The 13,279-nt window shown below is 34.5% G+C and carries 12 protein-coding genes; all 12 read right to left on the minus strand.

The genetic code is table 11. The features are described from left to right. Window positions 1-7: 7 nt before the first annotated feature. Window positions 8-838: a DNA-formamidopyrimidine glycosylase gene (gene mutM, locus BG261_RS01060; protein WP_070791338.1), complete on the minus strand. Its 831-nt coding sequence runs from the start codon at window positions 836-838 to the stop codon at window positions 8-10. Window positions 839-938: 100 nt separating this feature from the next. Then, the gene (locus BG261_RS01065) at window positions 939-1,463 is read right to left on the minus strand and encodes a DinB family protein (protein WP_070791339.1); all 525 of its coding nucleotides are present in this window, start codon (window positions 1,461-1,463) and stop codon (window positions 939-941) included. A gap of 106 nt (window positions 1,464-1,569) precedes the next feature. Further along, window positions 1,570-2,469, minus strand: a complete 900-nt coding sequence (gene era, locus BG261_RS01070; RefSeq protein ID WP_070791340.1) for a GTPase Era — start codon at window positions 2,467-2,469, stop codon at window positions 1,570-1,572. A 36-nt stretch (window positions 2,470-2,505) separates the two neighbouring features. Next, window positions 2,506-2,907, minus strand: a complete 402-nt coding sequence (locus BG261_RS11595) for a diacylglycerol kinase family protein (RefSeq protein ID WP_070791341.1) — start codon at window positions 2,905-2,907, stop codon at window positions 2,506-2,508. Continuing rightward, window positions 2,891-3,385: an rRNA maturation RNase YbeY gene (gene ybeY / locus BG261_RS01080; RefSeq protein WP_070791432.1), complete on the minus strand. Its 495-nt coding sequence runs from the start codon at window positions 3,383-3,385 to the stop codon at window positions 2,891-2,893. Before ybeY ends, BG261_RS11595 begins: the two co-directional genes overlap by 17 nt. Window positions 3,386-3,465: 80 nt before the next feature. Then, on the minus strand, window positions 3,466-4,425 hold the full coding sequence (locus BG261_RS01085; RefSeq protein ID WP_070791342.1) for a PhoH family protein: 960 nt from the start codon (window positions 4,423-4,425) through the stop codon (window positions 3,466-3,468). A gap of 25 nt (window positions 4,426-4,450) precedes the next feature. After that, window positions 4,451-4,624 carry a hypothetical protein gene (locus BG261_RS11535; RefSeq protein ID WP_099098622.1) on the minus strand — a complete coding sequence of 58 codons (174 nt, stop codon included), beginning with the start codon at window positions 4,622-4,624 and terminating at the stop codon, window positions 4,451-4,453. 24 nt (window positions 4,625-4,648) lie between these two features. Then, entirely contained in the window at window positions 4,649-5,968 is a 1,320-nt protein-coding gene (gene obgE, locus BG261_RS01090; RefSeq protein WP_070791343.1) for a GTPase ObgE, read from the minus strand. A gap of 146 nt (window positions 5,969-6,114) precedes the next feature. After that, complete coding sequence (gene glmM, locus BG261_RS01095; RefSeq protein ID WP_070791344.1) at window positions 6,115-7,467, minus strand: phosphoglucosamine mutase; 1,353 nt, start codon at window positions 7,465-7,467, stop codon at window positions 6,115-6,117. 31 nt (window positions 7,468-7,498) lie between these two features. Continuing rightward, complete coding sequence (locus tag BG261_RS01100; RefSeq protein ID WP_070791345.1) at window positions 7,499-8,461, minus strand: CdaR family protein; 963 nt, start codon at window positions 8,459-8,461, stop codon at window positions 7,499-7,501. After that, window positions 8,458-9,324 carry a diadenylate cyclase CdaA gene (gene cdaA / locus BG261_RS01105; RefSeq protein WP_070791346.1) on the minus strand — a complete coding sequence of 289 codons (867 nt, stop codon included), beginning with the start codon at window positions 9,322-9,324 and terminating at the stop codon, window positions 8,458-8,460. The genes BG261_RS01100 and cdaA overlap by 4 nt, the downstream gene beginning before the upstream one ends. Before the next feature lie 48 nt (window positions 9,325-9,372). Continuing rightward, on the minus strand, window positions 9,373-13,053 hold the full coding sequence (gene nifJ / locus BG261_RS01110) for a pyruvate:ferredoxin (flavodoxin) oxidoreductase (RefSeq protein WP_070791347.1): 3,681 nt from the start codon (window positions 13,051-13,053) through the stop codon (window positions 9,373-9,375). Between the last annotated feature and the right edge of the window lie 226 nt (window positions 13,054-13,279).

Raw genomic sequence — 13,279 nt, forward strand, 5'->3', positions numbered from 1 at the left:
TAAGCTCCTATTTAGCTCTTTTAGGCTGGCAATTTGGACAAAAATGGGTACCACGACCTGACACCTTCATCTTTTCAATAGTAGTTCCACATCTTGGACAAGGTGTTCCCTGTTTTCCATAAACTTTTAAGTGATTTTGGAATTTGCCTTCTTCACCTAAAGCATTTTTATAGGTCCTAATACTACTTCCACCAAGTTCAACTGATTGCTGTAAAACCCCAATAATTGCATCATGTAATTTTTCGATATTCGCTTTAGGAATAATATTAGCAGGATCAGCTGGATAAATTTTTGCTCGCCATAATACCTCATCAACATAGATATTTCCCAAGCCAGCAACAAGAGACTGATCTAAAAGATAGGGTTTAATTATTTTTTTTGATTTATGCAGTGACTTATAAAATCCCTTACTATCAAAATCTTCAAAAGTAGGTTCAGGTCCTATTTTTTTCCTAGAAAAATAATCTTCTAATTCTGACTCCTTCATGAGCTCCATAGTTCCAAACTTTCTTACATCTTGGTAAACGAGTGTAGAACCATCTTCAAAGTTGAAGAATATGTGGTAATGCTTGTTCTCTGGAATTTCATCTTGATAGAGATTGTATTTACCTTCCATGCGTAAATGGCTTACAAATACATCCTCATCTAATTTAAAAATTAAATATTTTCCACGTCGTTCTACTGAATTAATAGTCTGATTTTTCAAGGCTTTTTCAAACTCTTCAGCTCCAGTTAGAATCATACGAGGATATCTCGCTTCAATCGAGGAAATCTTTTTACCCTTAACGAGATTTGTAAGACCACGCCTTACATTTTCAACTTCTGGTAATTCAGGCATTATATATCTTCTTTCTTTATTTTTCTTTGATATTATATGTTCTAATTTTAACATAAAATAAAAGCATAAAGTATATTCATGCTTTTACTTATAATAAAAATTAATCGTCTAATCCCAATAATCTTCTTGAATAAATAACTTGTCCAGAGTGCATTGCTAAATCATCAATAACTGAAACTAATCTTGCTCCTCTTGAAACAGGTGGATTCCAATTTTTATCCACTATATCATCAAGCTCATTTTCATTTATTGTTTTTAAATATTCTTTAGTTAGATTTGCTGCATCTTCTAAATATCCTCTTAGTAAATCAACATCTGATACTTTAACTTTTGCTGCTTGCTCAGGTGTATGATGCCAATCTTCAGTATCATCAGGAAGATCTAAATTAAATTTTTCCTTCCATCCATTTACTAGCCATAATGGATTTGTACCTTTTAATTCAGAAATTTGATAGTCCATTTCTCTTGCAGTATGCCAAGAAAGCCATGCAACTGATTTAATACTAGGTGCGATATTTTTAGCTGGAAAGTCATTTACTTGTTCAACAGTTAAACCTTCTAATACACTCAAAAATCTTTCATGTCCTCTTTCTACAGCTTCAACGATCATATCTAAATATTCCATAAGTCCCTCTTTTCTAATTATATTCTATCAAATTTAAAACCAAAGATATAATAATTAATATTCTTATTAAAAAGAAAAATGACTTCAAATAGAAGCCACTTAATCATTAATAATCATCTTTACGGTAGCCAAAGTCTTGAAGGTCAAAACGTTTATCACGCCAGTCTTTCTTAACTTTAACCCATAGTTCTAGGTAAACTTTTTCACCCAACATTGCTTCGATATCTTTACGGGCAAGAGTTCCAATCTTTTTAAGCATTGATCCACCTTTACCGATAATGATACCTTTTTGACTTGCACGTTCTACAACGATAGTCGCCATAATATGCATTTTACCAGTGTCTTCATCGCGCTTCATTGAGTCTGTAACAACTGCTACTGAATGTGGTACTTCTTCACGAGTGAGTTGAAGCACTTTTTCACGAATCATTTCACTAACTAAGAAGCGTTCTGGGTGATCTGTTATTACATCTTCAGGGAAATACTGTGGTCCTTCATCTATATGTTCAACTAAAGTATCAACTAAATGGCTAGTATTATTTCCTTGAAGGGCAGAAATTGGTACAACTTCTTCAAAATCCATTTGTGAAGAGTAGTCTTCAATGACTGCTAATAAATCATCTGGACGAACTTTATCAATTTTATTGATTACTAGAAAAACTGGAACGCTTGCATTCTTAAGTCTTTCAATAATCATATCATCACCTTTACCACGCGCTTCATCGGCTGCGACCATAAAGATAATTGCATCCACTTCACGAATTGCACTATAGGCTGCTTCAACCATATAATCTCCAAGAGCAGTTTTAGGTTTATGGATACCTGGTGTATCGACAAATACAATTTGTTCATTCTCAGTTGTATATACACCTTGAATTTTATTTCTTGTTGTTTGAGCTTTATCACTCATGATAGCAATTTTTTGTCCCATAACATGATTAAGGAAAGTTGATTTCCCTACATTTGGACGACCGACAATTGCCACAAAGCCTGATTTAAATGACATATTTCTTCCTTCTATTTTTATTATATTTACTAATATCTAAAATAATTTCATCAACAGTTCAAATATTTTGGGTAGGAAAACAAATAATCCTACAATTACTGCGAAGCCAGATAAAACTAATACTGCACCTGCAGCCATATCTTTTGATTTTTTAGCAAGGAGATGAAAATGATAATCACTTGCTAAATCAACTACATTTTCAATTGCTGAATTTATTAACTCAGCAGCAATTACCAAAAAAACACTCAGCAATATGAAAAGCCAATCAAATTTTGATATTCTAAAAATTAAGCCAGCAAATATAACTGCGACAGTAGATAAAAGATGGGTCCGCAAATTTCTCTCTTCTTTAAAAGCTGTTACGATACCAGATAAAGCAAACTCTAAAGAATTGATGAAAGTTATATTTTTCCAGCGCCTATTATCTCTTGAGGCCATAAGCCGTTAATATTTCTTCCTGAAGACCAAACATTTCTTTTTCTTCTTCAGGAGTATAGTGGTCGTAACCATTTATATGCAAGAAGCCATGAACCGCTAGAAAGCCCATCTCACGTTCAAAACTATGTCCATATTCTTCTGCTTGCTCATGAGCCTTATCAACTGATATATAAAGCTCTCCAATATATGAATCGAATTCATTCATTAATTCCGAAGCATCAAACCCTTCAAAATCAATATCTTCATCAAAAGATATTTCTTCTGGTTTATACTCTAAACTTACAACATCTGTTGGTGCATCTTTATCTCTATAGTATAGATTAATTTCTTGAATTTTTTCATTATCAACAAAAGTAATCATCATTTCTTTTTCACTAGATAAGTTTAATTTCTGAGCAGCTGTTCCCAGTAATTTCACAATATCTTCTTGCATGTCTTTTGAAACCTGACCAGTTTCATCGTGCATTTCTACATACATTTTCATTTTCTCACTATCTCATCTAATTTCATTTTATATCTTATCAGAGTTTAGTTAATTAAATCTCGTTAAATATAAGATTATTCTTCACGTGGTTCTTCATATGCCTCAATAATTCTTGCAACTACTGGATGACGTACAACATCTTTAGCTGTAAAATAAACAAAATCAATTGCTTTGATATTTTTCAACTTATGTTCAGCATCTATTAAACCACTCTTAGCGTTACGCGGAAGATCAATTTGACTGACATCCCCATTAACAATCATCTTAGAGTTAAATCCAAGACGCGTTAAGAACATTTTCATCTGCATAACAGTAGTATTTTGTGCTTCATCTAAAATGACAAAGGCATCATCAAGTGTACGCCCTCTCATATATGCAAGAGGTGCAATTTCAATTGTTCCACGATCCATCATGCGAGTAGTTGTCTCCTTACCTAAAACTTGGTATAAAGCATCATATACTGGACGCAAATATGGATCAACTTTTTCCTGCAAATCACCAGGGAGAAAACCTAAATTTTCTCCTGCTTCTACTGCAGGACGAGTTAAAATGATTCTCTTTACATGACCACGCTTTAAAGCTTGTACTGCTAAAACCACTGCAAGAAATGTTTTACCAGTTCCTGCTGGACCAATACCAAATGTTATATCATGATTTTTAACTGCCTCAACATAGATTTTTTGCCCAATATTTTTAACACGAATAGCTTTCCCTTGTGAATCACGAATAATTTCCTCTTCATATAAAGAAACAAAATTATTAATTTCACCATTTTTTGCCATGGTGTAGGCAGTAATGATATCAGGTGTATGAACTTGCATACCACGTCTTACTAAAACAAGTAAAGCATCAATTGCAAGTCGAACATTCTCAACATCTTGAGCTTGTCCAATAATTTGAATTTTTTCACTGCGATAATGTATCTTCACACTTGCAGCATCTTCAAGATATTTAAGATGTTTATCATGTGCACCTGATAAAACTTCTCCTTCATCAGGATGATTTAGGATGATTTCATAAGAAACTTCTTCCAAATTTTCACCTCTAATATTTATTATATTAATTATTTTTTTCTTGATTTTTTTCTTTTGCTAATTTCTCTCGTTCAATACGAAATTTTCTGTTGGGATTGTATTTATTGAAAAGTTCTTCAATTTTTTCTTTTGTCCAAGCATCACTACTTGCTACAAAATTCCCGTCCTTATCTCTATTTGAAATAATTTTAAAACCCATATTAACCTCTTTAAAATACTCTTATCAATCAACAAATTCGAATACAAAATTACCAATTCGAACTATATCACCGTCACGAGCTCCTCTTTCTCGTAGAGCCTCATCGACTCCCAAACCACGTAATTGACGTGCGAACTTCATAGCTGATTCATCATGATCAAGATTTGTCATATTGAATAATTTTTCAAGTTTTTCACCTGATAAAATCCATGAAGCGTCATCATCACGTGCAATTTCAAATCCTGGTCCTTCTTCATTGAAGCCATAGTATGCTTCTTCAGCTTCTTGAAGAAATTCTTCTTCATCATATACAGGAAATTCTGGTGTTGTTTCTAATAATTCTGCTGTGGCTTCAAGCATTGGTTGTAAACCTTGACGTGTAATACCACTAACAGGGAAAATTAAAGGTTTATCTTCAAATTCCTCGTAATTTGCATAAAGTTTTTCCTTAAATTCTTTAAGATTTTCTTCAGAATCAGGCATATCCATTTTGTTTGCCACAATAATTTGTGGACGTTCTAGAAGTCTTAAGTTATAAGTTTCTAATTCATCGTTAATTGCTTTGTAGTCTTCATATGGATCACGTCCTTCCATACCGCTCATATCAATCACATGTAAAAGAACACGTGTTCTTTCAATATGGCGGAGGAATTGTGTACCCAATCCAACACCTTGGCTAGCTCCTTCAATAAGTCCAGGCATATCTGCTACTACGAAACTTTCTCCATCCCCTACACGGACCATTCCGATATTTGGTACGAGAGTTGTAAAGTGGTAAGCACCAATTTTTGGTCTAGCATTTGAAATAACACTTAATAGTGTTGATTTTCCAACTGATGGGAATCCTACTAAACCAACATCAGCTAAGACACGAAGTTCTAATAAAAGACTTCTATCTTGACCTGGTTCACCATTTTCTGCAATTTCTGGTGCAGGATTTCTAGGTGTCGCAAAACGAATATTACCTCGTCCACCACGTCCACCTTTAGCCGCTACATACTCTTGACCGTTCGTAAGCAAATCAGCAAGTATTTTTCCTGTATCAGGATCTTTTACAGTTGTACCTTGAGGAACTGAAACGATTAAATCAGCCGATCCACGTCCGTGCATCCCCTTATTCATTCCATTTTCACCTGGTTTTGCTTTAAAATTACGGTTATAGCGAAAATCCATAAGGGTTCTTAAGCCTTCATCAACTTTGAAGATGACATTACCACCTTTTCCACCATCACCACCGGCAGGACCACCATCTGGAACATATTTTTCACGACGGAAGGCAACCATTCCGTTACCACCATTTCCGCCTTTAACATCTACTTTTGCTGTATCTAAAAACATTGACATGTATATTTTTCCTCTAAATCTTATAGTTAACTAATTATAACATAAAAGCTGAAACTTCTCATCTCTTGGGATATAATGACTTTTTATTTATTGTGAAATTAAAAACTTTCCGCTTAATACAGAAAGTTTTTAAATATATTTATTACTTAAATTCCAATTTCGTTTTTAACAACTTCTACAATTGTATCAACATAATAATCTACTTCTTCATCAGTTGGTGCTTCTGCCATTACACGAAGTAATGGTTCTGTACCACTTGGACGTACGAGAATACGCCCATTACCAGCCATTTTTTCTTCCATCTGGCCGATAATTTCAGCAATTGCAGGAACATCCATTGCCTTTGATTTCATTGAGTTTTCAACTCGAACATTAACAAGTTTTTGCGGGTAAATCTTAACTTCTCCAGCAAGTTCGCTAAGTGTTTTTCCAGATTCACGCATTACCTTCATTAATTGAATTGCAGAAAGCATACCATCACCAGTTGTATTATAATCTAAGAAGATCATGTGACCGCTTTGCTCTCCACCAAAATTATAATTATTTTTCTTCATTTCCTCAACAACATAACGATCGCCTACTGCAGTGATAACACTTGTAATTTCTTTACTATCTAATGCTTTATGGAAACCAAGATTACTCATAACAGTAGTCACAACTGTATTTTGAGCAAGTTTTCCTGACTCAGATAAATACTTACCAACAATATACATAATTCTATCACCATCAACAATTTGACCATTTTCGTCAACGGCAATTAATCGATCTCCATCACCATCAAAAGCAAGACCGAGATCTGAATTGTTTTTAAGCACTTCTTTTGCTAAATTTTCTGGATGAGTTGAACCAACTCCATCATTAATATTTAAACCATCCGGTGTTTCGCCAATAACATCGAAATCTGTGCCTAAATCTGAAAATACATCACGTACACTTGTACTTGTTGCACCATTAGCTGCATCAAGAGTTACATTATAATCTTCGAATAATCCATCAGCAGTTGATACAAGAAATTCATTGTACTTACGAACAGCTTCAGTGTAATCATGAGCTTTCCCTAATCCTTTTGCAGAAGGACGAGGTAGTTTATCTTCTTCCGCATCGAGCAAAGCTTCAATTTCAAGTTCTTGATCATCTTCAAGTTTAAACCCATCACCACCAAAGAATTTAATACCATTATCTAATGCCGGGTTATGACTTGCTGAAATCATTACACCAGCACTTGCACCTTCTTTTTTAACAAGGTAGGCAACACCTGGAGTTGCAATTACTCCAAGTGTATATACTTCAATACCAACACTTAAAAGCCCTGCAACTAAAGCACTTTCTAACATTTGCCCAGAAATTCTTGTATCTCGAGCAACATATACCTTCGGAGTTCCAGTCTCATGTTGACTCAATACATAACCACCAAATCTTCCAAGTCTAAAGGCCAATTCTGGTGTTAATTCAACATTTGCCTCTCCACGAACTCCATCTGTTCCAAAATATTTTCCCATACTAAACCTCTTCTAATTTATACTTCTCTTCTTATTTTTTTATCGGTGTAACTTTAACTTTTACAACTGATGGTTCTATTAATACATCGTCCGCTGAAACTGGCACTTCAATTGTCTTCTCTTTTGTAACCTCAGTTACATCAATAGGGAGAGAAATTTGTGAAATACCATTTAAAACTGTAGGATCACCAGATATTGTAACATTTTTGGTTTCAATATCAAAATTAAAGCCAGAAAACTTACTATCAATATCACCAGTTATTTTACCAACTACCGGTACCTCTTTTTCAGGTTTTTTAATTTTTATATCAATATTTACTGATTCAGGTTTAATTGCTGCAGGCAATATTTTACCAGCTTTATCAACTGCCTGTAATGTGACTTTACCTTTATAATTATCATCTAAAATAATATCACTCGGAACCGAAGCTTGAATGTGGTCAATTTTAGAAATTATATCAGCTCCAGATACAATAGTTGCCTTGTCTTTGTCTGTCGAAACACTAGATAATTTATAACCATCTGGTATTAACTTCTCATCAACTCTGGTAGTAATAGGAAATGTTTTAGATGATTTCTTTTCAATTGTAATTGTAATTGAGCTTGGATCAACTTGACCATTAACTCCTGATGCTAGTTCTTGAATACGAACTGGAACATCCATAGTTCCTTCTTTAGCATTACTTAAATCTGCTATAAGTGTGAAACTTCTTGTGTCTTTTGATTTTTCAGCATCTAATCTTACTTGATTATAACTTGATAGGTAAACAGTTGCTAAGTTATCAAATCCACTAATAAAATACTTATCTGAATCATATTTCACCTGTATAGGAATATCTTGAAGAGTGACACTATATGTCTGCATATTTTGAGTACTTTTTCCGCTATTTTTTAACTGGATAGAGTTAGCATTGAAGAATAAGATCAATGCAAAAAGTAAGGAAACTAAAATATAGAATGACTTACTATAAGAAAAATTTTTTATTTGTCTCATTTTTTAAACCATCCCTTCTTAATTTTCACTAAGAAACTATCTTTATCCTCTTTTTTTTCACCAAGCTCTAAAGTTAAAACTTCATGGAGTTTTTCTTTCGATACCTCTGAATAGAATTCTCCATTCTTTGTGATACTTATACCACCTGTTTCTTCAGAAACAACTAATGTTAAGGCGTCAGTAGCTTCACTCATACCAATTGCTGCTCTGTGTCGTGTTCCAAATGCCTTTGGAATACTTGATTTATCTGTTAAAGGTAAATAAGCGCATGCAGAAATAATTTTATTTCCCTCAACAATTACTGCTCCATCATGAAGAGGTGTATTTGGAATAAATATATTTATTAATAATTCAGAAGAAATATCTGAATTTAACGGGATTCCTGTATTAGAAAACTCTTCTAGGCTTTGAGTTTTAGCAATTGAAATTAAAGCACCAATTTTTCTCTTTGCCATATAGTCAAGTGCTTTTTCATATGCTTGAACATAGTCTTTGGAATCAACTATCTTAGCAGCAGGTCGCAAAATATTTGTGGTCCTTCCAAGTTGTTCTAAGGCTCTCCTAATCTCAGGCTGAAAGATAATAACACCCGCTATCACACCATAAGTAATAACTTGATTTAGAAGCCAGGTTACTGTTGTAAGTCCTAGTATTTCACTTATTATTCTAATTAAAACAAAAAGTAAAACACCCCTGACAAGAGTAACAACTTTACTGCCTTGAACATAACGCATAATTCGGTAAATAAAGTAGGTTACTACCGCAATATCAACAATTGAAATAAACAATCGCCATGGCGTAAGATTGAGTTGAATTATTTCGCTCCAGAATTGCGGATTAAATATTTGATTAATGTCACTCATAATATACTCCGAGATTTCAAATTGATTTATTTAGACAAACAGACTACTCTATTCGCCCTTCGTTGCTCTTTTTGCCGCACGTTCAGCTCGTCTTGCTGCCCTTCTAGCTTCTGCCTCTGGGTCAACAACTCGCTCTCGTTTTTCACGTCTTACTGGTTTCTCAACCTTTTCTGAATCTACTTTGACTGTTCCTTTAGCTTTTTCTTCTTTAGCAAGAAATTTTTCAGCATCGCCAGACATCCTTGCATAACGTAAAAACTTGCGTCTTGCATCTTGTTTCGTCTTTTCAAACAATAACTCTGCTTTGCCAGGATTAAGTGCTTTTAAGCTTGAAAAACGAACTTGCTGTAACATGAAATCTGTCATTTGATCAAAGTTTGGTTTTTTGAAATCTAAAGTTAGAGGATTTTTACCTTTTTCTTCTAGGTCTGGATTATATCTATAAAGTTGCCAATAACCTGAATCAACTGCCTCTTTTGCTTCAGTCAGTGTCTTACCCATTCCCCCACGTAAACCATGGGAGATACAAGGAGTATAGGCAATAATTAGGGAAGGACCATTATGTCTTTCTGCTTCCTCAAATGCTTTTATAGTTTGCATTTGATTTGCTCCACTTGCAATTTGAGCCACATAAACATTACCATATGTCATTGCCATGAAGCCAAGATCTTTTTTAGCTGCTTCTTTACCGGCTGCTGAGAATTTTTCGATTGCACTTGCGGGGGTAGCCTTTGAAACCTGTCCACCAGTATTAGCATAAACCTCATTATCCATAACTAATAAGTTGACATCAGCACCACTTGCAATTACATGGTCAATACCACCATAACCAATGTCATATGCCCAGCCATCTCCACCAATCATCCATTGACTTGGTTTAACAAATTGATCCTGATGCTTGATAATTTCTTTAAAAGCATCATTATCTGAGACATCTTTCAATGCTGATTTTAATTTTTCAGCTCTCTGTCTTGTTCCTTGCGACTCAAAGCGATGCTCAATCCAGTCCTTCATCAAATTAGCAAGTTCTTCAGATGCAAAAGGAATCAACTCTTCCATTTGAGATGCTAATTTATCTCTGCGTGCTACACTCGCAAGCCACATTCCATAACCAAATTCCGCATTATCTTCTAATAAAGAATTCGACCAAGCTGGACCTTGTCCATCTTCATTTGTGGTATAAGGAGTTGCAGGAGCAGCTCCTCCCCATATTGAAGAACATCCAGTAGCATTAGCAATCATCATCCTATCACCAAACATTTGTGTTAGTAATTTTACATAAGGAGTTTCACCACAACCTGAACATGCACCAGAAAATTCTAGTAATGGTTTATTAAACTGACTTCCAAGAACTGTATTCTCCCTTGCTGGATTCTCTTTTTGTTTTAGAGTCATTGAAAATGCCCAATTTATGGTTTGGTCATTAACTTCTTCATAAGGCTTCATGACTAGGGCACCTTTTTCTTTGGCAGGACATGCCTCAACACAAAGTCCACAACCCGTGCAGTCTTCAACAGAAACTTGTATTCGATACATGAGTCCGTCTTTACCTTTAAAATCTTTTACATGGTACCCATCAGGTGCTTGATTCATTTCATCTTCATCAATTAAGAATGGACGAATCGCAGCATGAGGACATACAAATGAACATTGATTACATGCCGTACATGCTTCAGCATTCCAAACAGGAACTTCAAGGGCCACTCCGCGTTTTTCAAATGCTGCGGTACCAACAGGTATGCGACCGTCAGTCATATTATTTACAACTAAATCACCAACAGAAAGCTCATCACCTTCTTGTGAGTTGACACTATTAAGAATTTGGAAAACATATTTGTTCTCCCCCTTGTTACCTTTTTTCTTTTCTGGTGCTTGTGCATATTTCCAAGATTCAGGAACTTCAACCTTATGTAATCTTTCAGCAGCTAGGTCCATTGCTAAGTGGTTACTCTCAACAATTTTCATTGATTTTCTTGCATAAGAATCTAGTGCATCTTGTTTTAAAATACTCATTGCCTGATCAAATGGCATGATATTTGTTAATTTAAAGAAGGCAACTTGCATTGCAGTATTTATTCTTCTTCCAAGACCCACCTCACGAGCAATATTTACAGCATCAAGAGTATAAAATTCAATATTATTTTCAGCAATATACCTTTTAAACTTACTTGGTAAATGCTTATCTAATTGTTCATCACTCCATAAAGTGTTTAGTAAGAATGTCCCTCCAGGTTTAAGCCCCTTTAAAACGTCATACTGATGGAGGTAATTTGAAGCATGAACAGCTACAAAGTCAGCACTTTGTATTAGATATGTTGATTTTATAGGTGTACTTCCAAACCTTAAATGACTAACAGTTAGTCCACCTGATTTCTTAGAGTCATATGAAAATGCACCTTGTATATATTTATCGGTATTATTACCAATAATCTTTATAGCAGATTTATTTGCACCAACAGTACCATCACTACCAAATCCCCAGAATTTAGCTTGATAGGTTGTAGATGGAGTCAAGTCAATTTCTTCACCCAAGTCAAGTGATAAATTAGTCACATCATCCTTTATACCTACTGTAAATAATGTTTTAGATTTTTCCTTTAAAAGCTCATCATATACAGCAATTATTTGTTGCGGTGTTGTATCCTTACTTCCGATTCCGTAACGACCACCAATTACTTTTACATCATGATCAAATAATGCACTTTTAACATCAAGATAAAGCGGCTCACCATTACTTCCAGGTTCTTTTGTCCTATCTAAGACAGCAATATTTTTTGCAGTTTTAGGTAAATGTTCTATAAAATTTTCAACAGGGAATGGACGATATAAATGAATATTAATAAAACCGACCTTGCGTCCATTTACATTTAAATAGTCAACAACTTGCTCTATTGTTTGTCCAACACTACCTAATGATACAATAACTTCAGTTGCTTCAGGATCACCATAATAATTAACTAAATCATAACTTGTTCCGCGAAGTTCATTAATTTTTCTCATATATTTTTGAACTATAGCTGGAGTCGCTTCGTAATATGAGTTTACTGTTTCTCTTTGTTGAAAATGAATGTCAGGGTTTTGATTGCTTCCAGATACTGAAGGATGATCCGGGTTCATTGCTCGATTTCTAAACTCTTCAAGCTTTTCTTCATTAATCATTTCTGCAAGATCTTCATAGTTAATTACATCAATTTTTTGTAATTCATGACTTGTCCTAAATCCATCAAAAAAATTGAGGAAGGGAACACTGGCCTCAATTGTTGCTAAATGTGCAACAGCTGATAAGTCCATAACTTCCTGAACACTCGCCTCTGCAAGCATTGCATAACCAGTTGTTCTTGCAGTCATAATATCGCTTTGATCTCCAAATATATTCAAAGCATTTGTAGTAACAGCTCTCGCAGCTACATGTATTACACTTGGTAATAATTCACCAGCAATTTTAAATAAGCTTGGAATCATTAGAAGTAAGCCTTGACTTGCTGTGTATGTAGTTGCTAAAGCACCAGCTTTTAATGCACCATGTACCGCACCTGCAGCACCTGCTTCACTCTGCATCTCAGTTATTTTTACTGGTTGACCCCAAATATTTTTTTTACCTTGACTTGACCATTCGTCAGTATACTCAGCCATCGGGGAACTTGGAGTAATGGGGTATATTGCTGATATTTCTGAAAAAGCATAGGCAATATGTGCTGCAGCCATATTCCCATCCATAGTTTTTTTCATCTTATTCTTTTCCTCCTCTAGAGGGTCTTTGATATTATATGTTGGTATTTTACTGAATAAAATCAGCATTCTTATCTATTTTAACACTTTTTAGTCCAAAATTGTGCGATAATGCAAAAAAGTCTATTGTTTTATGGACAAATTTTAGATAAATAGTAAAATCAAAATCTTAAAGTTTTCATAAAATTTTTAAGATCAAAAAAAGCTATCCAAAAATTTGGATAGC

The organism is Floricoccus tropicus, from assembly GCF_001832905.1.
Lineage (GTDB): Bacteria > Bacillota > Bacilli > Lactobacillales > Streptococcaceae > Floricoccus > Floricoccus tropicus.

Bases quoted from the DNA above. Each gene is read 5' to 3' on its own strand.
- mutM (WP_070791338.1), bottom strand. From the start codon at position 838: ATGCCTGAATTACCAGAAGTTGAAAATGTAAGGCGTGGTCTTACAAAT.
- BG261_RS01065 (WP_070791339.1), bottom strand. From the start codon at position 1,463: ATGGAATATTTAGATATGATCGTTGAAGCTGTAGAAAGAGGACATGAA.
- era (WP_070791340.1), bottom strand. From the start codon at position 2,469: ATGTCATTTAAATCAGGCTTTGTGGCAATTGTCGGTCGTCCAAATGTA.
- BG261_RS11595 (WP_070791341.1), bottom strand. From the start codon at position 2,907: ATGGCCTCAAGAGATAATAGGCGCTGGAAAAATATAACTTTCATCAAT.
- ybeY (WP_070791432.1), bottom strand. From the start codon at position 3,385: ATGTATGTAGAAATGCACGATGAAACTGGTCAGGTTTCAAAAGACATG.
- BG261_RS11535 (WP_099098622.1), bottom strand. From the start codon at position 4,624: ATGGGTTTTAAAATTATTTCAAATAGAGATAAGGACGGGAATTTTGTA.
- obgE (WP_070791343.1), bottom strand. From the start codon at position 5,968: ATGTCAATGTTTTTAGATACAGCAAAAGTAGATGTTAAAGGCGGAAAT.
- glmM (WP_070791344.1), bottom strand. From the start codon at position 7,467: ATGGGAAAATATTTTGGAACAGATGGAGTTCGTGGAGAGGCAAATGTT.
- BG261_RS01100 (WP_070791345.1), bottom strand. From the start codon at position 8,461: ATGAGACAAATAAAAAATTTTTCTTATAGTAAGTCATTCTATATTTTA.
- cdaA (WP_070791346.1), bottom strand. From the start codon at position 9,324: ATGAGTGACATTAATCAAATATTTAATCCGCAATTCTGGAGCGAAATA.
- nifJ (WP_070791347.1), bottom strand. From the start codon at position 13,053: ATGAAAAAAACTATGGATGGGAATATGGCTGCAGCACATATTGCCTAT.